Source organism: Burkholderia arboris, assembly GCF_038723655.1.
Taxonomy (GTDB): domain Bacteria; phylum Pseudomonadota; class Gammaproteobacteria; order Burkholderiales; family Burkholderiaceae; genus Burkholderia; species Burkholderia arboris.
The window spans coordinates 22845-44109 of record NZ_CP109823.1; the positions used below are offsets into that span (position 1 = coordinate 22845).

The following is a 21265-nucleotide window of genomic DNA, read 5'->3' on the forward strand; positions in this document are numbered from 1 at the left end:
CCAGGACGCTCAGGGAGAACGCCATGAACAGCGCAGCCCGCTATCCGAAAGTCATGCGTCGCAGCCCGCATCGCCAGCGCGGTGCCGTCGCGATCATCGTCGGTCTTGCACTGGCGGTGATGATCGGGTTCGTCGGTCTCGCGCTGGATCTTGGCAAGCTGTACGTCACGCGCAGCGAACTGCAGAACAGCGCCGATGCCTGCGCGCTGTCGGCTGCGCGTGACCTGACTTCGGCCATCAGCCTGTCGGTGGCCGAGGCCGACGGCATCGCCGCCGGCCATCTGAATTTCGTGTTTTTCCAGAACAGCGCGGTGCAGCTGTCGACGAACGCGAACGTCACGTTCAGCGATTCGCTGACCAACCCGTTCCTGACCAAGACCGCGGTCACGACGCCGGCGAACATCAAGTACGTGCAATGCGCGACGAAGCTGAGCAACATCGCGCACTGGTTCATCGAGGTGCTGAACGTGCTGCCGGGCACGAAGCTCGCGAGCGCGGCGGAAGTGTCGGCGAGCGCGATCGCCACCGTCGGCGGCGGGCAGACGACCTGCGCGATCCCGGTGTTCGTGTGCCGCACGACGGGCTCGCCGTCCTACAACGTCGGCGACTGGATCACGTCGCCCTCCGGGTCGTCGTCGACCTACGGGCCCGGCAACTTCGGCTGGGCGGCGCTCGACGGCTCGACGAACGAGACGACGCTCGCGGGCGAGCTGTCGGGCAACACCTGCAACATCACGAGCCCGCCCGACCTGAGCACCACGGGCCTGAAGTCGGCGTCGCTGCGCGCCTGGAATACGCGCTTCGGTATCTACACGAACGGCGCGAACGGCTCGAGCGGCCAGCCCGACTTTACCGGTTACGCGTATGTCGGCCCGAACTACGGGCCGCCCGGAACGGCCGGCATCAAGGGTGATGCCTATACGCAGTTCGTTACCGACCGCACGAATTTCAAGTCGTACCAGGGCGACGGCGCGCCGCCTGCGGGCAGCGGAATCGCCACCAACGGCACCGCGACGGCGAGCAACTACCAGACCTACGGCGGCGACCGGCGCGTCGCGCTCGCACCGGAGGGCGACTGCTCGACGCTGAACGGCAACAGCGGCAAGGTGCACGTCACGCAATGGGACTGCGTGCTGATGCTCGATCCGCTGCCGTTCAGCCCAGGCAAGGGCGGGGTCGTCGCGCACCTCGAGTACCTCGGCTCGTCGGTGTCCGGCAACAATCCGTGCGCGACGCACGGCTTGCCCGGCAGCGGCAGTGCGTCGGGGACCCAGGTTCCGATGCTCGTTCAATAGCGGAGAGACGACCATGAACAAGCCTCCGTTCCGCCGTTCGCGCACCCGCGGCGTCGCCGCCGTCGAGTTCGCGCTCGTGCTGATTCCGATGATCATGCTGTCGACCGGCGTGGCCGAGTTCGGCCGCGCGATCTACCAGTACGAGACGCTGACCAAGTCCACGCGGGATGCGGCGCGCTACCTGTCGGTGTGGCTGCCGACCGACAGCGCCTATCCGGTGTCGCAGGCGCAGTGCCTCGTCGTCTACGGCAGCACGACCTGCGGCTCGTCGGGCACCGAGCTGGTGCCCGGGCTCAAGACGTCGATGGTGACGATCTGCGACGCGCAGCGCACGACCGGCTGCAGCGACGGGTCCGATCCGCCGCAGTTCGCGAACCTGCCGACCTACGACTCGAACAACAACGCGGCGAGCGGCACGGCGACGGGCGCAATCAACGTCGTCGAAGTGAAGATCAAGGGCTACAAGTACCAGCCGATCCCCGCGTACCCGTGGCTGCCGTCGATCACCTTCAACAACATCGTCACCGTGATGAGGCAAGTGTCATGAACGCTCGCCATGCCCCCCCGTCACGCCGGCGCGCCCAACGCGGCGCGACGATCGTCGAGTTCGCGCTGATCGCGTCGGTGCTGATCATGCTGCTGATCGGCATCTTCGAATTCGGCCGCGTGCTGTTCTACTGGAACACCGCGAGCGAAGCCGTGCGTCTCGGCGCGCGCACGGCCGTGGTCTGCGACGTGAATGCCGCCGGCGTCGCGAAGCGCGTGACGGCGCTGCTGCCGCTGCTGTCGAACGCGAACGTGTCGGTGAACTACTCGCCGGCGAACTGCGACGTGAATTCGTGCGCGTTCGTGACCGTCAGCGTCACGAACGTCACCGTCAAGACGATGATCCCGTTCGTGAACGTCACGGTCACCATGCCGCCGTTCACGACGACACTGCCGCGCGAAAGCCTGACTTCCGCGACCGGCGGCACCGCTTGCAACTAATCGAACAGACGAGGCACACGACATGATCAACCTCCTCGTAGCTTCCGACGATACCGCGCGTCTCACGCAGATCGCGCGCCTCGTGGCCGACTGCGGACGCTATCGCGCGACCCGCGCGACCGGCCGCCCGTCGCAGATCGAGCATCGCACCGACGGGCTCGACGCGTTCGATGTCCTGCTGGTCGACGGCACGTCGCTCGAGCCGTCCGAGCTGTCGGCGATCGAGCGCATCTGCCGCGCCCACGCGAACCTGACCTGCATTCTCGTGACGGCGGATGCGTCGCCGCACGTGCTGCTCGACGCGATGCGCGCAGGCGCCCGCGACGTGCTGCAGTGGCCGCTCGAGCCGCAGGCGCTCGCCAACGCGCTCGAACGGGCGGCGGCGCAAAGCACGCGGCGCGACACCGACGATACGCGGATCGTGTCGTTCATGTCGTGCAAGGGCGGGGCCGGCACGAGCTTCGCGGCCAGCAACATCGCGTTCGAGATCGCCGAAGGGTTCAAGCGCCGCGTGCTGCTGATCGACCTGAACCAGCAGTTCGCCGATGCGGCGTTCCTCGTCAGCGACGAAACCCCGCCGTCGACGCTGCCGCAGCTTTGCGCGCAGATCGAGCGGCTCGACAGCGCGTTTCTCGACGCGAGCGTCGCGCACGTGACGGAAAACTTTCACGTGCTCGCGGGCGCCGGCGACCCGGTCAAGGCCGCCGAGATGCGCGAGGACGCGCTCGAATGGATCCTCGGCGTCGCCGCGCCGCGCTATGACTTCGTGATCTTCGACGTCGGCGTCGGCATCAATCCGCTGTCGATGGTCGCGCTGGATCGCAGCGACCAGATCCAGATCGTGCTGCAGCCCGCGATGCCGCACGTGCGCGCCGGCCGCCGGCTGCTGGAGATCCTCGTGTCGCTCGGTTACTCGACCGACCAGTTGCGGCTGATCGTAAACCGCGCGACGCGCGCGAGCGACCGGACCCGCACCGCGCTCGAGGAAGTGCTCGGCCTGCAGGCGGCCTGCACGATTCCCGACGATGCCGATACCGTGCTCGAAGCGATCAACCAGGGCCATCCGGTATCGCGGCTCGCGCGCGGCACGGCGGTCGCGCGTGCGTTGCAGGGGTGTGCGAAACAACTCGTCGACGGGGAAGTGCGCGCCGGGCACAGCGCGGCGAACAGCGAACCGTTGATGTCCAGGCTCTTCGGCCGCAAGGCCACGCCGAAGCTCAAGTCCATGTAAATTTTTCGGGGAACCATCATGTCATTGCGCGAACAGATGTCCTTGCACCGGGCCCAGCCGCTGGTGGCGGGTGGTGAACCGGCCGGTCCGGCACATTCGTCGGTGCGCGACGCATACCAGAAGCTGCGCCGCGAAATCCACCTGGCGGTACTCGAACGCGTCGAGCTCGAGCGCCTGTCGCGGCTGCCGCAGGATACGGTCCGCATGGAAATCGGCGCGCTGATCGCGCGCATCCTCGACGACGGGCGGCTGCCGGCGAACGACATCGAGCGCCGGCAGCTCGCGGTCGACGTGTACGACGAGATGTTCGGCTTCGGCCCGCTCGAAGCGCTGCTGCGCGACCCCGGCATTTCCGACATCCTCGTGAATACGTACCGGCAGGTCTACGTCGAACGTTGCGGCCAGCTCGAACTGACCGACGTGACGTTCTACGACGACGCGCACCTGATGAAGGTGATCGAGAAGATCGTGTCGCGCGTCGGGCGCCGCATCGACGAATCGAGCCCGATGGTCGACGCGCGGCTGCCGGACGGCTCGCGCGTGAACGCGATCATCCCGCCGTCCGCGATCGACGGGCCGCTGATGTCGATCCGGCGTTTCGCGGTCAACCCGCTGAAGATGGACGACCTCGTGCGCTACCACAGCCTGACGCCGCCGATGGCCGAGCTGCTCGACGCGCTGTCGCGCGCGAAGGTGAACGTGCTGGTGTCGGGCGGCACCGGCAGCGGCAAGACGACGCTGCTCAACATCCTGTCCGGCTACATTCCGCGCAACGAGCGGATCGTGACGATCGAGGATGCGGCCGAACTGCAGCTGCAGCAGCCGCACGTGCTGCGCCTCGAAACGCGCCCGCCGAACATCGAGGGCAAGGGCGAGATCACGCAGCGCACGCTGGTGCGCAATGCGCTGCGGATGCGCCCGGACCGGATCATCCTCGGCGAAGTGCGCGGCGCCGAAGCGCTCGACATGCTCAACGCGATGAACACCGGCCACGAAGGCTCGCTCGCGACGATCCACGCGAACACGCCGCGCGACGCGCTGACGCGGCTCGAGAACATGATCAGCGTCTCCGGCCTGACGCTGCCGCCGAAGACGATGCGCCAGCAGATCGCGTCGGCGATCTCGGTGGTCGTGCAGGCGGCGCGGCTGACGGACGGCAAGCGCAAGATCGTCAGCATCCAGGAACTGACCGGGATGGAAGGCGACATCATCAACATGCAGGAGATCTTCACGTTCAAGCGTACGGGCGTGGATCGTGACGGATCGGTCCGCGGCCACTTCTGCGCGACCGGCGTGCGGCCGAAGTTCGTCGAGCGGCTGCAGGCGTTCGGCATCAACCTGCCGGATTCGCTCTACGACCCGTCGCAGCGCTACGAGACGAACTGACGGCCCGTCGCCGCCAGCTCCGGGGAGGCTTCATGAACACGATCTTTTACGGCTTTGTGATTCTCACCTTCGTCGCGGTGGTGCTCGCGATCGAAGGCGCCTATCAATGGTGGAACGCGCGGCACGGCAGCGCCGCGCGCCGGATCGAATCGCGCATTCGCGCGATGTCGGCCGGCGGCAACGTACAGCAGGAGCGGCTGTCGATCCTGAAGAAGCGGATGCTGGACGAATCGAAGCCGTTCGACCGGCTGCTGCTGAGCGTGCCGCGCGTGCAGGCGCTCGATCTCGTGCTTCAGCAGTCGGGCCTCGACTGGACGCTGCCGAAGCTGATCACGCTCAGCGCGCTGTTCGCGGCTTTCGCGTGGCTGGGGATGAGCGTCGCGAGGTTGCCGCAATTCGCCGGGCTGCCGGTCGCGCTGTTCGCCGGATGCCTGCCGATGATGCACGTGATGCGCCGCCGCGCGCGCCGGATGCGCAAGCTCGAACGGCAGTTGCCGGACATCTGCGACATGATCGCGCGCGCGCTGCGTTCCGGTCATTCGTTCACGAGCACGCTCGGGATGGTCGGCGACGAGTTTCCCGATCCGATGGGCGGCGAATTCCGCGTCACGTTCGACGAGGTCAACTACGGCGTGTCGTTGCACGATGCGCTGATGAACCTCACGACGCGCGTGCCGGTGCAGGACCTGCGCTACTTCGTGATCGCGGTGCTGATCCAGCGCGAGACGGGCGGCAACCTGGCCGAGCTGCTCGACAGCATCGCCGCGCTGATCCGCGAGCGCTTCAAGCTGTTCGACAAGGTGCGCGTGCTGTCGGCCGAAGGGCGGCTGTCGGCATGGATTCTCGGGCTGCTGCCGTTCGGTACCGCCGCGGTCATGGCGCTGCTGAACCGCGAATTCCTGTCCGTGCTCTGGGAGGATCCGGCCGGGATCAGGATGGTCGGCACGATGCTCGTGTCGATGCTGTTCGGCCTGTTCTGGATCCGTCGTATTGTCCGCATTCGCGTCTGACGCGCGTGCCGAATAACGAACCGTTGCGAGGTTGTCATGCAAAACCTGAGCGTGATCCAGGCCGTGATGCTGGGCGGCTTGTTCCTCTTCGTGGCCGGCGGCGTGCTCATCGCGATGCTGCTGTTCGCGCCGCGCAGCATCCAGCGCCGGCTCCAGCAGGCCGGCGGGGCCGGGGCGGGCGGGACCGCCGTCGGGGGGACGGGCGACGGCGACGACATGGCGTCGCGCTGGGTCGCGAAGCTGGTCGAGCTGTCCACCCCGATCTCGAAGCTGTCGGTGCCGAAGGAGGGCTGGGAGAATTCGCCCCTGCGCATCCGGCTGATGAACGCCGGCTGGCGCAACCAGAGCTCGGCCGCGCTGTATTTCACGGCGAAGACGGCGCTCGCGCTCGGGTTGCCGTGCGCAGCGCTGCTGGTGCTGATCACGACGTCGCTCGGTGACGAGCGCGCGCTGCTGTCGATCATCCTCGTCGCGTTCGCCGGGATCGGCTACTACATCCCGAACATCGTGCTGTCGCAGCGGGTCAAGGTGCGCCAGCAGAAGATCTTCGAGGATTTCCCGGATGCGCTCGACCTGCTGACGGTGTGCGTCGAAGCGGGGCTCGGGCTCGACGCGGCGCTGATGAAGGTGAGCGAGGAACTGCGCTTCAGCAGCGAGGTGGTCTCAAGCGAACTCGACCTGCTGCTGCTCGAGATGCGCTCAGGCTTCACGAAGGAGACGGCGCTGCGCAATCTCGCGCTGCGGACCGGCGTCGAGGACATCGAGTCGTTCTGCGCGATGCTGATCCAGGCCGACCGCTTCGGCACGAGCATCAGCGAATCGCTGCGCGTGCTGTCGGACATGCTGCGCACGCGGCGCCGGATGCGTGCGGAGGAGCGGGCAGCGAAGATTGCGCTGAAGCTGCTGTTCCCGCTGATCTTCTGCATCTTCCCCGCGCTGATGATGGTGCTGCTCGGCCCGGCAATGATCCACGTGTATCGCGTGCTGCTGCCGACATTCGTTGGCGTCGCACCGTGAGCGGCGAACCGGCGTCGCGCCGGGATCGCCGATGAAGGATGGGCGTGCCGGCCCGCCCCCCGCCGGCCGGCACGGCAACAGGCTTCATGGAGGCTCCCTCCCCAGGCGGCGCCGCGAGACAGGTTGACCATAGCGGCGTCAATGCATCCTGGACCCATGGTCGGCCATGGAACAAGCCGTAGTCCACCGCCTTCGCGGCTGCCCCCTACCGCTAACCTCTGAAGCCGCGTTGCCGGCATGGCGCGATGCGGCTGAAAGCGACGTCGCAGGGATGAACCCCCGCCATCGAGTTAATTGAATCATGCGCGGGATTGTTCATTCTGTTGTCGATTGCAATTGCTTCTCGTTCGTCTTTTGCGAACGGCGGGAATGCGCCGCGTTTGCCGAAATGGCAAATTTGCAGAAAGCATTGTGTAATTGATGGTGGGCGCCCGCCCGCTGGCGGTCGACGAGCCGCTTGCACCGGCGTCTCGAGCGTCGTCCGAAAATCTCCTTGAAATACCTGGCTCGAATTTCTACATTATTCAAAATCAAACTCGCATGACGGAACGGACGAATCCATCGTTACACGTACCGTAAAGCCGAACAAAAACACTTGAAAATCAAGAGACTGCCCGACAATACGGAAAACAGGCCAGTCACGCACGATCAAGGCCGGGGGAAACAATGAGCAAGCAAGCAACGGCAAGCACGCTGCCTGACGCTTCATCGAGCAGGCGCCCATGGGGCTGGGACGGCCCCGCGAATCCGCCGCGCACCTTCCCCGGTCCGCTTCCTCCCGGTTCCTGACCGCAAGCGCCCAACCGCGCCCGCCAGACCGTTTCCGCACCGACCCATCCCGCACGCCGAAGCACACGCGAAGCGGCCCGCGCACGGCCGGCGTGACGACGCGTGTCGTGCATCGGCGGTGCCGGCATAACAAATCGAATGAGAGACACAGCATGGCCATCGATCTGCCTGTCACACGCCGGACGTTTCTGAAGCTGGCCGGGAGCGGCGCGGTCGTCGCGATCTCGATCACCCATTTGCCGGCACTGGCGCTCGGCGCTGCCGAGCCGGCGGAAGACGGCACGAGCGGGCCCAGCTGGGCACCGGTGCCCGGCAAGGCGCGCTGGCGCATCGACGGCATGCCGAAGATCACGGGCCAGAAAATCTATGCGCGCGATTTCAAGTCGCGCGACTTCGTCGGCTGGCCGCAGCAGGAGAGCTGGCTCTATGCGTTGCGGTGCGATCGGGTCGACGCCGTGTACGACGGCTACGACCTGAGCGTGCTGCCCGCGGAATTGCGGCCGATTGCCGTTGTCGACAACGCGTTTCTGACCGCGCGACGGATTCCGCTGGCGCCCGTTCCCGATCCGATCCCGAACCAGGACATCTACTGGCTCGCGCGGACCGGCTACCCGGCGGACTGCTACGGGCAACCGGCCGCGCTGCTGATCTTCGAGAACTTCGATGCCTATCGGCGCGCGAAGAAACTGCTCGATTTCAACCGCGGCGTGATCCGCTACGGCGCGCCGGTCACGCCGCCGACGGCCGCGCAGGCCGTGCCGTATTCCCCCGTGACCGTCTACGTGCGCGACGACGAACGCCGCTTCAACTACGTCGACAACTACCAGGCCGACAGCAGCGGCAAGCCGACCGAACAGTACCTGAAGGAACGCGAGGACGCGGTCGTCAACATCGACGCGACGATCGCCCGCAACGCGGCCGCCGGTACGTGGATCGGCGTGCGCGCGACCGGCAACGACGGATTCGAGACGCCGGCGATGGACCCGATGTTCATGGAGCCCGAAGCGGGGCTCGCGTGGTACGACGCGTCCACCGCGAAAATGAGCCTCGTGCTCGGCACGCAATCGGCGAACGACGATGCGACCGGCGCGATCGGGCTGTTCAAGGACAGCGACGTAACGGTCAAGGAAGCGCACGTCATCGCGTGCTATCCGGGCGGCGGTTTCGGCGGGCGCGACAAATCCTACTTCCCGCTTTATCTGGCGCTCGCCGCGCCGTTCGCGAAGGGCGCGCTGCGCTGGCAGCAATCACGCTACGAGCAGTTCCAGGTCGGGCTGAAGCGCTGCGAAACGCAGTTCTCCGAATCGCTGTGGTTCAACCGCCGCGGCAAGCTCGAAGCGGTCACGTGCGACTTCCTGATGAACGGCGGCGGCAAGAAGAACCTGTCGCCGTACGTCGCGCAGCTCGCCGCGCTGAGCGCGATGAGCTGCTACGAGATCCCGCGCGCCCGCGCGCAGGCGGCCTCGACCTATACGCGGGAAGTGTTCGGCGGGTCGCAGCGCGGCTTCGGCGGGCCGCAGGCGTTCATGGCGATCGAGACGCTGATGGACGAGGCTGCGCGCCGGCTCGGGCTCTCGCCGTTCGCGATACGCCGCGCCAATTTTCTCGGCAACACGCCCGGCCTCGGCAAGGGGCGGGCGATCACGGGCGCGCCGATCCTGTTCGACCTGCAGCTCGACGCGCTGCTCGACCGGCTCGAACAGCATCCGCTGTGGCGCGACCGCGAACGCACCCGTGCGGAACGCGGCGCGCGCAATCTGCGCTACGGCGTCGGGCTCGCGATGGCGAACGAGGCGTACGGCACCTCGGGAGACGGGATGTTCGGGATGGTGCAGATCCTGCCGGACAGCCGGCTGCGCGTGGTCACGCCGTACACCGACATGGGCAACGGCGCGGCCACGACGCTGGGTCTCGCGCCGGCCGAATTTCTCGGGCAAAACGCGCAAACGATTGCGATGAGCGAGATCGGGCCGTTCAACGCGCTCGGGCTCTCGCGGTCGAGCAATCCGTCAACCAATCCGAAGACGGTGCGCTACACGTATGGATCGTCGAGCGCCTGTCTCGGCGCATTCCACCAGTATCACGCGGTGAAGGGCGCGGCGCAGGCGCTGTTCCTGCAAAGCGTGCTGCCGGCGGCGCGGGCGTGGTGGGGCCTGCCGGTCCGCGCCGAGGACGTGCGCTGGGTCGATCGCGCGCTCGTCACGAACGGCGCCGCACCGATTCCGTGGCCGGCGCTGCTCGCCACGATCACGAAGATGGGCCTGCAGACGGTGGCGGCCGTGCATGCGAGCTATGCCGGGTACTTCTGGAAGGGCACCTATCCGTTCGCGTCCGGCAATGCGCAGATCGATTACGACTACGTGGCGGTGGGCCTCGATCCGTATTTCCTGACACCGCTGTCGCGCACGCTGCAGGCGCCGCCGGTCGACACGACGCTCTACGGGCGCACGACCTATGCGCCGTCGGCGTCGCTCGTCGGCGTGTCCGTCGATCCGGCGAGCGGCCGGGTGAAGGTCGAGCGCGTGGTGACGGCCGTGAGCGTCGGCCGGCAGCTGTCGCCGGAGCTCGTCGAAGGACAGTCGCAGGGCGCGGTCGCGATGGGGATCGGCAACGTGCTGACCGAGACGTGTCCGCTCGGGCCGGACGGGCCGGGTGGCGGCCGATGGAACCTCGACCGCTACGAGGTGACGCGCCTGCCCGACATTCCCGCGCAGGAGCTGATCGCGTTGCCGCCGCCCGGCAACGACCCCGCGAATGCCCGCGGCATCGCGGAAGCGGTGATGTGCCCGATCGCACCGGCGCTGCTCAATGCGCTGGCGATGGCGACGGGACGGCGATTCAGGGTCACGCCCGTGACGCCGGACAAGATTCGGGAGGCACTGCAATGAGCGATCCGGTCCGCATGGTCATCAACGGTCAGCCCGTCGAGGCGGCCGCCGCCGACGGCGACATGAACCTCATCGATTTCCTGCACGAGCGGCAGGACCTGACGGGCACGAAGCTGTGCTGCGGCATCGGCGTGTGCCGGGCGTGTACCGTCGGCGTGCGTAACGCACCCGATGCGCCGATGGAAAAGACGCTGTCGTGCTCGACGCCGGTCAGCGCAATGGCCGGCATGCACGTGTACACGATCGAAGGGCTCGCGCAGGGCGGCACGCTGTCGCCGTTGCAGCAGAGCTTTCTCGAATCGTTCGCGTTCCAGTGCGGCTACTGTGCGTCGGGATTCCTGATGGCCGCGACCGCGATGCTCGATCATCTGCGCACGCAGCCCGTGCACGTCGCCGAACTCGACGCGATGATCGAAACATGGGTGGGCGGCAACGTGTGCCGTTGCACCGGCTACGTCAAGTACATCGAGGCCATTCGCAAGGTGGCGATGCGCTACACGAAGGAGGCGGCATGACGATCAGAACCTGCGTCGCGGCGCTGGCGATGCTGCTGGCCGCGCCCGCCTCGTTTGCCGCGGAAGGCGCCGGTGCATCGCTGCACGAATATGCGCAGCAGTGCACCGACGAAATCGGCGAGATTCCCGCGTTCGACTGCAACAGCGGCACGGACGTCCCGATCACCGTCAACGGCAGCGTGCCGGTGCGGTATGTGGCGCACATGACGTGCGACCGCCCGGCGCTGCTGCCGTACGACGCGCCGACGTCCGGGCAATGCACGCCGTATTCGAAGATCCTCGACCTGTCGCACGGCGACACGCAGATCTCGGCGTTTTGCCGCCGCAAGCAGATTCGCGAGAACCGCAGCCCGTACTACGACGAAGTCGACATCGTGCTGCACCATGTGCGCAACGGCAAGACCTGCTGGTTTCATGCGGACAAGGGCGGCACGGGCGGCATGGACGCGTCGCGCGTGCCGCCGCCGAACGAGACGACGCCGCCGCCCGGCCGGCCGTCGGCCGCGGAATTCTGGTGGAAGCCGGCGGCGACCGCGACGAAGCGCTGCGTGTCGTGCCACGATGCGAGCCCGGTGATGTACAGCCCGTGGCTCGGGCAGGTGTGGAACCGCGTGCCGACCGACCCGTGGGGCAAGTACGTGAATCTCGGCGCCGACTTCGCGTCGTGGACGTCGCACGCGATCAGCACGCCCGGCAACACCTGCATCGGCTGCCATCGGATCGGCGACCAGAACAGTTGCAAGATCTACGTGCCGCTCGCGGCGGGGTTGCTGCCGCCGCCGAAAGGCAGCAACCAGCTGGCGAGCAGCTATCCGTTGACGCACTGGATGCCGATCGACAACAACCGCAGCCTCGACGAATGGAACGCGGCCAACGTGAAGTCGGTGAGCGACTTGCTCGAATGCTGTTCGGCGCGGGGCAAGAACGATCCGAAGTGCAGCTTCACGCCGGCGGCGCAGGCGGCGAAATAAGCCGCCCGCACGGCGTCACGGCCGCCCTTCGCTCGGCACTTCCGCCGCCTTGCTCAGCTCGCCCATGATGATCTGCGCGATCACGTTGGCCGGCGCGCGTCCGTCGGGCGCGGCCGCCGTGGTCGCCCACGTGACGATCGTCGTTTTCGTGGCCGGGTCGTAGCCCATGAAGGTGTTGAAGCCCGGTATCTCGCCCGTGTGGCCATAAAACGTGCCGAATCTGGCCAGGCCCATGCAGTAGCTGGGCGACATCGGGTCGGACGCATCGATCGGCGTGCAGCTGGCGAGCCGCTGCGCCTGCAGGTCGGCGCTCAGGTAGCCGCCGCCGACCATCCGCTGCACGTAGGCGGCCAGTTCGGTCACGGTTGAAATGCCGGAGCCGGCCGTCCATGCCCACGACGTGTTGACGCCTGTCACGTCGGTCGGCAGCAGCGTGCCGTTTTTCGCTTCCGCCTGGCGTTCGGGCGACAGCGCGTCGCTGTCGGTCGTCTCCGCATTGGTGCCCCATTGATAGCCGTGCGGCGCGGGCGCCGGCAGCGCCGTATTCGCCTGCGGCGGGAGGAACGTGTTGCTCAGGCCGAGCGGCGCGAACAGGCGCGCGTTCATCGCGTCGGCCGCGCTCATGCCGGTGAGTTGCTCGATGATGAGCCCGAGCAGCACCGTATTCGTGTTCGAGTAGCGAAAATCGGCGCCCGGCGCGAAATAGACCGGCTGGCCTTCGGCGATGTCCAGCAATTCCGTCGTCGTCCAGACCTTGTCCGGCTGCGCATCGAGCGTCTGGTTGAACGCGAGGCTGGTCGAATAGTTGTAGAGGCCGCTGCGCATCCTCAGCAACTGCTCGATCGTGATCATGTTGCCGTTCGGCACGTTGGCGACGAACTTGTCGACGGTGTCGCCCAGGCTCAGCCTGCCTTCCTGCACGAGTTGCAGGATCACCGTGCCGGTCCACGTCTTCGTGATGCTGCCGACGCGAAAATGCGCGCTGGTCGGGATCGGCGTGTTCGTGCCGCGCACGGCCGTGCCGAACGATTCGAGCCAGTTGCCCTGCGGCGACTGCACGTAGACGACGGCGCCGGGCGTCATCGTGTCGGCGAGCAAGGCGTTGATCTGCGGGCGCGCCGCGTTCGCGAACGCGGGCCCGCCGGACGAGGGCGAGCTGTCACCGCCGCAAGCGGACACCGTGAGCCCGATCACGACGGCCGGTGCGACGGCAACCAGGCGCCGCACGAGCCGTTTCGCCGCGCGCGTCAAGCACCGGAAGGTTGCTGAAGTAGCCATGGCGCGGTCCCTCCGGGTTCGTGACGAACTTCGTTTCCACCTTCTCCAAAACTATAGGACAGGCGCATCCCGGACGGCAGCACGCGTTGCTTTCGTCCGGATTCGTCTGGAGATAGCGATCCGGCCCGTTGATCCGGCCGCCCGCGTTACTGGAAGTGATGCACGTAGCGCAGCACCATCCGTGTCCCCTGCGGCCGGTTGCGCGCGTAGGTCTCGAAGTACGCGTTGAGCAACAGGTGGTCGTGCGGCGAGAAGCTGACCATGGCGCCCGGCCCGACCGCGAACACGGCCTCCCGTGTGCCCGGCACGTCCTGCCCGTTTTCCTTCATGTCGGTGGTCTGGCGCAGCCAGTAGCCGTTGAGCCCCAGCCGCAGGCCGGGCCGCACTTCATACTCGGTCGCGAAGTTCACGTGGATCGCCTGGCCGGCCTGCGTCGAGGTCACGTCGGGCCCGAGCGACGTGGCCGGCCGATGGTTGGTCGCATTCCACAGATAGTGGAGCCGCCACGACACGGTCCATCTGGGCGTGAGCCACAGCGTGGCGGCCCAGTACGGATCGAACGACCAGAAATGACTGCCCGGGTTGATCGCGCGCGACGGATCGTATGCGCCGGTCGGCGCAATGAACTGGAATTCCACGCGCTGCGCGAAGCGCGGGCCCTGCGCGCCCATCACCGGGTCGAACTGGATGAACGGGCCGATCAGCAGATCGCCGAAGCCGGCGCGCGCATTCAGCGCGACGTTGCCGATGCCGTCGTCGGTCCGCGCGGACGCGATCCACGGCAGGATCACGTCGAGGCCCGGATGCATGCCCGCGAACGCTAGCGGCGACTGGTAGACGAGCTGGCTCAATCCTGCGAACAGGTCGATGTCCTGCTTCGGCAGCCCGACCTTGTTGCCGGCATTGTCGTTGACGCGGCCGGCCGTGTAGTACTGCAGGTACTGCGTGCCGTACCAGCCGGCGCCGGCCGGCGGCATTCCGTCGAGGAAACTGGTCATGCCGAGGTTGACCGACGGCAGGTCGGTCGCGTTGGCCGGCGCGTGACCGGCGAGGCCGGCGATCGCGAAGCCTGCGACGACGAGCAGGCGAGAGCCGAATTTCATGTTCACCACCTCCTGGTTATTTGTATGTATAACTAATCAAATGGTGCGTAAAAGATCGGGATGATCGGCGATCGCACGATACTGGCCGGCATGGAATACGAGCGGCGCCTTGCCGAATGCATCGAACTGCTCGATCTCGCCGATGAAGAGCAGGTGATCGCCGCCTTCGTAGTGGCCGACGTTGCTGGCAGCATTGCTTGCACGGGAAGGCGTGAGCGGCCCCGCCCGCGTGTTCGACGACGTGTGGGGCGGTTTCTTCAATACGTTCGCCGCACAATCGCACGCGCCCGACGCATTGACCGACGGCCTTGGTGCGCACTGGAAGCTGATGCGCTGCTCGATCAAGCCGCACGCGTCGTGCCGCAGCGCCCATGCGGCGGTCGACGCGACGTTGCAACTCGCGGACGGCCGCACGTTCGATGCCGACGCGCTCGAACGGGTGGTGGTGCGCGCAAGCGCGTTCGTTGCGCGGATGTGTGGCGGTCGCGACCTGTCGACGCTGTCGTCCGCGCAGATGAGCCTGCCGTATGCCGTTGCGGCGGCGCTCGTGTTCGGCGATACCGGGCTCGGCGCCTATCGCGCAGACCGGCGCGCCGACCCGCGCGTGACCGCGCTGCTCGCGCGCATCACGGTCGACGTCGATCCGGCACTCGGCGATCTCGACGAACCGACGGTGACCTTGCAGCGCGCGGACGGGACGCGGGAATCGCGTCACGTTCCGATCGCACTCGGCGATCCGCGCAATCCGCTGCCGGATGCGGCGCTGCTGGCGAAATATCGTGCGCTGGCAAGCACGGCGCTCGACAGTGCGCGCGTCGACGCGTTGCGCGACGTGTGCCTGTCGCTGGATCGGCAGGCAGACGCGCGCGTGCTGAACGAGCGGCTCGCAGGCGATTCGGAAAACCGCGAATGACCGTGCCGATGGGCTTCGAGCGGCAGTGGCGGCTGCAACATTCGCGCGAAAAACGGCCGATCAACGATACGTCAACGCCGAGGATGTGCCGCGTGCGGGGTGCCGGGCCTATGGCAGCGGCGCGCCCCACACCGCCGTCACGTCGCCACCCAGCCGCCATTCGTCGAACGGGCGGCGCGGTGCGATGATTGCCGGCAGGCGACGATCGCGAAAGCGCGCGAAGTACGGCTCGACCCAACTGAGTTCATCGCGAAACGTCCACGGGAACAGGTCCTGCCTGACCGGCGTGATGGCCGCGAAGCTCGCGGGATTCTCCACCGCGGCGATCACGAGATTCGCGAGACGGCCGATCGCACCGTCGTTTTCCCGATAGAGATCGATATGGCGCTGCTGCACGAGCTCCGCCGCGAACACGAGCGGCAGCAGTGCGAACGTGTGGTAGTGCAGCGCACGGTTGCCGCGCTTGACTTCCCGTGCAAGCGAACCGTCCGGGCCGATGTCGCGGATGCCTTCGCGAACGCGCAGCAGCCCCGAATCGACGAGGCTCGCGTTGCCGGTCGCGGTGCCGATCGCGATCAGGTCGAGTCCGGCCCAGTACACGAGGTTGTTGTGCAGGTGGTTGATCGCTTCCGCATCGCGGGTGGCGATCGCGATGCGTTCGAGCCACGGATCGATCGCATCGAGGCGCGCGCGATTCGCATCGCGCACGTCGCGCGGCATGCGCAGGATCACCATCGCGAAATCGGTGCCGGCCCATGAACGCTCGTAATGGCCCTGGTAACCCGAGATCCGGCCCATCAGCGCATCGGCCTGCGCCCAGCTTTCCAGCAGGCTCGATGCGCACGACCAGTCGCCGTGGTCCGCCGCCGTGTTGAGCCGGGCAATGAAATCGCGCATCGGCTTCACGGCGCGCGCATAGCCGGCGGCGTCGTCATAGTAGCCGGGCGGATCGATCGTCGTGACGGCTGGCGGTATGTCGCAGGCGCGGGCCGGTGGCACGGTGCCGAATAGCGCGCCCAGGGAGAGCAACACGGCGAACAGCGGTCGAGTCGACAGGCAGCGCATACGGTCCCCGGTGGTGACGGTCGTGACGCCGGGTGCCCGCGGTCGACGCCGTACCGAGCATCGTGCGGGGCCGCGTGGTCCGCGGCCGTTTCCGGGTCGAACGCAGTCTAGCGTCCCCGTCTTTCATCCGCCTTTCCCGGCGGCAGCCGACCGGATCGATGGCGCGCCTGCGCCGTTTTCGCCGCGCGAGCGCCGGATTCGCGTGCCCGCGCACTTTTTTTGAAGACCGCGCCACATTCGCCCGGTATGATCGCTGCGCTCGCGAACGACGCCACTGGCCATCGGATTCCGGCTCGCGCGCAATCGACATGACCGGCATGACACCACAGGGCGGACGCCGTTCGATGCGTCGCGCCACGATCGGGCCGAATCGGCCACCAGCACGACGGAGCAGGGAACGATGGTAACGGGGACGAGTGCGGCGCGACGCGCGAGGGCGATCGCGGCCGCCGGAGCATGGTGCGTGGCGGCGGCAGGCAGCGCGCCCGCGCAGGCTGCGGATGCGGGAGGCGCGCCGCAGGCCGGCGCGGCGGCAGCCGTGTTGCCGGCAATCGACGTGCAAGGCGTGGCCGACGGCGCGTCCGTCGGGCTCGTCGGGCGGCGCACCGCGACCGGCACGAAGACCGACACGCCGGTGGCCGAGATCCCGCAAACGATCAATATCGTGACCGCACAACAGATCGAGATGACCGGCGCGGCCGACCTGAACCAGGCGCTGCGCTACGTGCCGGGCTTCTCGACGTTCGGCGCCGACAGCCGGACCGACTGGTATGCGGCGCTGCGCGGCTTCACGCCGACGCTGTACGTCGACGGCGTGCCGGCCCTGAATACGGCCGTGATCGCGAACTGGCGCGTCGACCCGTACACGATCGATTCGATCGCGGTACTGCGCGGGCCGACGTCGGTGCTGTACGGCGCAGGCGAGCCCGGCGCGATCGTCGACGCGCAGACGAAGCTCGCCGACGGCGCGCGCGTGCGCGAAGCCGGCGTGCAGATCGGCAACGATGCGCGCAAGCAGGTCATGCTCGATGTCGGCGACCGGCTCGACCCGGACGGCAAGGTGGCATACCGCTTCGTCGGCGTCGCGCGCGACGGCAACGCGGTGACCGGCCCGAACGGTGACCGGCGCGTCGCGCTCGCGCCGTCGTTCCGCTGGCGGCCGAACGCCGACACGTCGCTGACGGTCTCCGCAACGTTCCTGCAGGACAGCGGCGACATATCGTCGAACTTCCTGCCGGCGTCGGGCACGGTATTGCCGAACCCCAACGGCCGCCTGTCGCAGGACACCTACATGGGCGACCCGTCGTTCAACGACTACCGCAAGAAGCAATGGTCGCTCGGTTACGCGCTCGAACACCGCGTGAACGGGATCTGGACGCTGCACCAGGACGTGCGCTGGTCGCACCTGTCGCTCGACGATGCAACGGTGTTCGGCAATGGCTTCGCGCCCCGCAGCACGACGAACATGATGCGTTTCGCGGGGCTGTTCCAGCTCAACTACAGCCGGCTCGACATCGACAATCACGCGCAGGCGCGCTTCGGCACGGGGCCGCTCGAGCATACGCTGCTGTTCGGCCTGCAATTCGACCGGCAGACGACGACCAACAGCGTGTGGCTTGCACTCGCGCCGTCGCTCGACCTGTACCACCCCGTCTACCGGCCGGTGACGGCCGCGATCTTCTCCGGTCCGACGTCGCTCGGCCACATCGACCAGTACACCGCGATGAACACGGTCGGCGTGTATGCGCAGGACCAGATCCGCTGGCAACGCTGGACGCTGACGCTCGGCGGCCGCGAGGATGTCGTGAATGCGCGCTTCGACGACCGGACGGCCGGCACGCAGGCGCAGCAGAACGTCAGTGCGTTTTCCGGGCGCGTCGGGCTCACCTATCAAGGCGACGCCGGGCTGTCGCCGTACCTGAGCTATTCGACGTCGTTCGATCCGGTCATTGGCGTGCGGATGTTCGGCGGCGGCCTGCCGAAACCGACGCGCGGCGCGCAGACCGAGGCCGGGCTGCGCTGGCAGCCGCCCGGCAGGAACCTGATGCTGAACGCGGCCGTCTACCAGATCGACCAGACCAACGTCGTGACGCCGACGCCGGTGAATCTCGACCGGACCGGCACGACGTCCGTGCAGACCGGCAAGGTGCGTTCGCGCGGCATCGAGCTGAGCGCGGTCGGCAAGCTGACGCGCGAGTTGTCGATCGTCGCGTCGTATGCATATCAGGACGTCAAGAACGTGCAGGCGAACGACGCGTCGCTGAACAACTGGCCGGTGTCCGTGCCGCTGCCGCGGCAGATGGCGTCGCTGTGGGCCGACTGGACCTGGCAGACGGGCGCGCTGGCGGGCGTCGGGATCGGCGGCGGCGTGCGCTATCAAAGCGCGTCGGCCGGCGCGCCCGACAATTCGTTGACGGTGCCGAGCGCGACGTTGTACGACCTGGCGTTGCATTACGACATGCCGCACTGGCGTTTCGCACTGAACGTCGCGAACCTGTTCGACCGGCGTTATGTCAGCGGCTGCCAGTCGTACGCCGTGTGCGTGTTCGGCAACGAGCGGACCGTGCTGGCCAGCGCGAAATACAACTGGTGAGCGCGCGCTATCGTGCCGCGGCGGGCAGCAGATATTCGAGGCCGTGCGTGAAACCGCGCGGCGCGACCGTCAGGTGATTTTCGTCGTCGAGTACGTCGACGCGCAGCCGGAGCGACCGGAACTGCCTCGACCGCAAGGACTTCTCCATCTTCCGCGTGTCGGTGACCATGTTGTAGGTCCTGGCAAAACGCGGATCGCCCTTCCGGACTTCCTCGTACTCGCCGACATACATGAACACCTGCGCCGGCAGGTCGCGGTGGCTGGCCGCGTAGGCGGCCTCGACACGCGACATGGCGTGCCGGTCGTACCACAGCGACGGACTGCCGATCAGATAGCCGGAGAACAGGTCAGGTTCGGTCAGCAGGATCCTCATGCCCAGCAGGCCGCCATATGAATGGCCGAGCAAGAATCGCCGGCTTTCGTTGGTCCGGTACTGCTTCGCGATGAACGGCAGAACCTGGTTGCGGAGATACGCCTGATACGCGCCGGCCTGGCCGTGAACGGCATCGGCCGGTGCGTCGGGAGATCCTGCCGACGTGGGCGTGTAGTCGCGTCGCCGGCTCTGCATGCCGCTTTCGCCGCGCGCATAGGACAGGCCGACGAGTATGAATTCCTCGACGACCGGCCCTTCGCCGTTGAGACGGCGGGCAATCTGCTTGACGAGGGGGAACGCATAGTCGGCATCCGTCACGTAAAGGACGGGATAGCGGCGCTGCGGCTGGCTGCCGTAGGACGGCGGCAGCGCGACGAATACCTGATAGTCGCGGCCGGAAACCGGGTCCGGCACGTCGCGGACTTCGGTGTCCGCGACTTCATAGGGCTCGCCGTTGCCGCGCTGCCAGTACGCCGGATGGGTTGCCGTCGTTGCCTGTCCCGCTGCGGCGGCGGAGTGGGCGATCAGGCACATCGCGACGAGGCCCGCATGCAGAAGTGGCTTCATGCCGGACCGCATGCCTCGTTTGGCCCGCATCAACGAGGCGACGATCGAATGGTTCGGGAAACGTGGACGTCGCATGGGGCGTGCTCTTGGCCGAAAGCGCGCAGTTTGCCAAAAAAAGCGCGCTCGCGCGGCGCCGATTCGATTCGTTTGGGCGAACGGGCGGGCGCGATTGGTCAACGACGGCCGGCGCGCCAGGGCCCGGCGATTCCGTTGCCCGGTTGCCGGCGGTGAACCGCGGCCCGTGAAGCCGGCAGCGCGCGACGGGACGCCGTGAACCGGCGCGCTACGCGCCGCGTTGCGGCTCCCGTGCGGCGGTGCGCGCGCCCGCGTGACCCTGGCGCCGCCATTCGGTCGGGGTGATGCCGAACCGCTCGCGGAAGGCGGTCGCGAAATTGGCCGGCGTGGAAAAGCCGATTTCCTTCGCGATGCTGGCGATGCTGAGCGACGTCGAATCCAGCAGGTCCTGCGCGATCCGCAGCCGCTCGTACCGCAGATATTCGAACACCGTCTGGCCGAGATTGTCGCGAAACGCGCGCGACAGCCGCTTTTCGTGCGTGCCGACTGCGCGTGCCAGTTCCTCCACCGTCGGCGGATCGTTCAGCGTGCGCGACAGGTGGCGAATGGCCGCCCGCACGATGATGTCGTCGTCCTTGCCGGCCGCGAACAGGTTGTCCGCCGGTTCCGGACCGGCCGGCCGTTCCCGCTGCGTCCGTGAGAGCTGCACGCGAATCCGCGCGACCACTTCTTCCGGCTCGAACGGCTTCACCACATAGTCGACGCCGCCGATCTCGAGCCCTTCGAGCCGTTCGTGCAATGCGCCGGCCACGGTCAGGAAGATGACGGGAATCCCGGCCGTGAGCGGATCGGCGGCAAGCAGGCGGCACGCGGTGAAGCCGTCCATGCGCGGCATCCGCACGTCCATCAGGATCAGGTCGGGCATCAGCGCCTGCGCGCGCTGGCACGCTTGCGCGCCGTCGGATGCGATGCTGATCCGGCATCCGGTGTCGCGCAGGATGTCGATCAGCAGACGCAGCTGGTCGGGTTGATCGTCGACGACCAGGAGATGGGCGTCGCTCAATGCGGAGATCGATGAAGGCATCGTGCACCTGTTCGGAAAAGGCGGTTGGCTGCGTTTCCACGGGTGGCCTGCCCGGTTCGGGGGAAACGTCGTGAGCCGCTCTATGACGACGCATAAGCGCATCGCACGCTCGCATCGATTCCAGAGGTTGCCGGCACTGCGCGACGGACAACCGGTCGTCGCATGACACGGCATTCGTTTTTTTG

Annotated in this window: 17 protein-coding genes and 1 pseudogene; 12 read left to right on the forward strand and 6 right to left on the reverse strand. The window is 67.2% G+C overall.

Annotated elements, in window-relative coordinates:
- Positions 1 to 23: 23 nt before the first annotated feature.
- The 10 genes from OHZ10_RS33075 (at position 24) to OHZ10_RS33120 (ending at position 12089) form a co-directional block, all read left to right on the forward strand.
- Complete coding sequence (locus tag OHZ10_RS33075; RefSeq protein ID WP_342706290.1) at positions 24 to 1295, forward strand: TadE/TadG family type IV pilus assembly protein; 1272 nt, start codon at positions 24 to 26, stop codon at positions 1293 to 1295.
- Positions 1296 to 1308: 13 nt separating this feature from the next.
- On the forward strand, positions 1309 to 1842 hold the full coding sequence (locus OHZ10_RS33080; RefSeq protein ID WP_174992369.1) for a TadE/TadG family type IV pilus assembly protein: 534 nt from the start codon (positions 1309 to 1311) through the stop codon (positions 1840 to 1842).
- Positions 1839 to 2282 (forward strand): TadE/TadG family type IV pilus assembly protein, encoded by a 444-nt coding sequence (locus OHZ10_RS33085; protein ID WP_059241400.1) that lies wholly within the window; start codon positions 1839 to 1841, stop codon positions 2280 to 2282. The genes OHZ10_RS33080 and OHZ10_RS33085 overlap by 4 nt, the downstream gene beginning before the upstream one ends.
- A 22-nt stretch (positions 2283 to 2304) precedes the next feature.
- Positions 2305 to 3513, forward strand: a complete 1209-nt coding sequence (locus OHZ10_RS33090) for an AAA family ATPase (RefSeq protein ID WP_059241401.1) — start codon at positions 2305 to 2307, stop codon at positions 3511 to 3513.
- Positions 3514 to 3531: 18 nt separating this feature from the next.
- Positions 3532 to 4899: a CpaF family protein gene (locus OHZ10_RS33095; RefSeq protein ID WP_059241402.1), complete on the forward strand. Its 1368-nt coding sequence runs from the start codon at positions 3532 to 3534 to the stop codon at positions 4897 to 4899.
- A 32-nt stretch (positions 4900 to 4931) separates the two neighbouring features.
- The gene (locus OHZ10_RS33100; protein WP_174992370.1) at positions 4932 to 5909 is read left to right on the forward strand and encodes a type II secretion system F family protein; all 978 of its coding nucleotides are present in this window, start codon (positions 4932 to 4934) and stop codon (positions 5907 to 5909) included.
- Between the two features lie 36 nt (positions 5910 to 5945).
- The gene (locus tag OHZ10_RS33105) at positions 5946 to 6926 is read left to right on the forward strand and encodes a type II secretion system F family protein (RefSeq protein WP_059241404.1); all 981 of its coding nucleotides are present in this window, start codon (positions 5946 to 5948) and stop codon (positions 6924 to 6926) included.
- A 941-nt stretch (positions 6927 to 7867) separates the two neighbouring features.
- Positions 7868 to 10603 (forward strand): xanthine dehydrogenase family protein molybdopterin-binding subunit, encoded by a 2736-nt coding sequence (locus tag OHZ10_RS33110; protein WP_342706291.1) that lies wholly within the window; start codon positions 7868 to 7870, stop codon positions 10601 to 10603.
- Positions 10600 to 11118, forward strand: a complete 519-nt coding sequence (locus OHZ10_RS33115) for a (2Fe-2S)-binding protein (RefSeq protein WP_175846067.1) — start codon at positions 10600 to 10602, stop codon at positions 11116 to 11118. The genes OHZ10_RS33110 and OHZ10_RS33115 overlap by 4 nt, the downstream gene beginning before the upstream one ends.
- Positions 11115 to 12089 carry a hypothetical protein gene (locus tag OHZ10_RS33120; RefSeq protein WP_059241407.1) on the forward strand — a complete coding sequence of 325 codons (975 nt, stop codon included), beginning with the start codon at positions 11115 to 11117 and terminating at the stop codon, positions 12087 to 12089. The genes OHZ10_RS33115 and OHZ10_RS33120 overlap by 4 nt, the downstream gene beginning before the upstream one ends.
- A 15-nt stretch (positions 12090 to 12104) precedes the next feature.
- On the opposite strand, the gene OHZ10_RS33125 is transcribed toward OHZ10_RS33120, so the two are convergent.
- From OHZ10_RS33125 to OHZ10_RS33135, 3 genes and pseudogenes are all read right to left on the reverse strand, one after another.
- Positions 12105 to 13367: a serine hydrolase domain-containing protein gene (locus OHZ10_RS33125; protein ID WP_342706292.1), complete on the reverse strand. Its 1263-nt coding sequence runs from the start codon at positions 13365 to 13367 to the stop codon at positions 12105 to 12107.
- Positions 13368 to 13513: 146 nt separating this feature from the next.
- The gene (locus OHZ10_RS33130) at positions 13514 to 14470 is read right to left on the reverse strand and encodes a SphA family protein (protein WP_174992373.1); all 957 of its coding nucleotides are present in this window, start codon (positions 14468 to 14470) and stop codon (positions 13514 to 13516) included.
- A gap of 36 nt (positions 14471 to 14506) precedes the next feature.
- A pseudogene (locus OHZ10_RS33135) lies at positions 14507 to 14656 on the reverse strand (flavin reductase family protein); the annotation flags it as partial.
- A 109-nt stretch (positions 14657 to 14765) separates the two neighbouring features.
- Here OHZ10_RS33135 and OHZ10_RS33140 point away from each other — a divergent pair.
- On the forward strand, positions 14766 to 15383 hold the full coding sequence (locus OHZ10_RS33140; protein ID WP_342706293.1) for a hypothetical protein: 618 nt from the start codon (positions 14766 to 14768) through the stop codon (positions 15381 to 15383).
- A 108-nt stretch (positions 15384 to 15491) separates the two neighbouring features.
- Here OHZ10_RS33140 and OHZ10_RS33145 read toward each other — a convergent pair whose 3' ends face one another.
- Complete coding sequence (locus OHZ10_RS33145) at positions 15492 to 16448, reverse strand: mannuronate-specific alginate lyase (RefSeq protein WP_342706294.1); 957 nt, start codon at positions 16446 to 16448, stop codon at positions 15492 to 15494.
- Positions 16449 to 16848: 400 nt separating this feature from the next.
- Between OHZ10_RS33145 and OHZ10_RS33150 the strand changes: the two genes are divergently transcribed.
- Positions 16849 to 19041: a TonB-dependent siderophore receptor gene (locus OHZ10_RS33150; RefSeq protein ID WP_342706295.1), complete on the forward strand. Its 2193-nt coding sequence runs from the start codon at positions 16849 to 16851 to the stop codon at positions 19039 to 19041.
- A 7-nt stretch (positions 19042 to 19048) separates the two neighbouring features.
- Here OHZ10_RS33150 and OHZ10_RS33155 read toward each other — a convergent pair whose 3' ends face one another.
- Positions 19049 to 20158, reverse strand: coding sequence for an alpha/beta hydrolase (locus tag OHZ10_RS33155; RefSeq protein WP_342706296.1), 1110 nt, complete (start codon positions 20156 to 20158; stop codon positions 19049 to 19051).
- 106 nt (positions 20159 to 20264) lie between these two features.
- Positions 20265 to 21080, reverse strand: coding sequence for a response regulator transcription factor (locus OHZ10_RS33160; RefSeq protein WP_059241424.1), 816 nt, complete (start codon positions 21078 to 21080; stop codon positions 20265 to 20267).
- Positions 21081 to 21265: the final 185 nt, after the last annotated feature.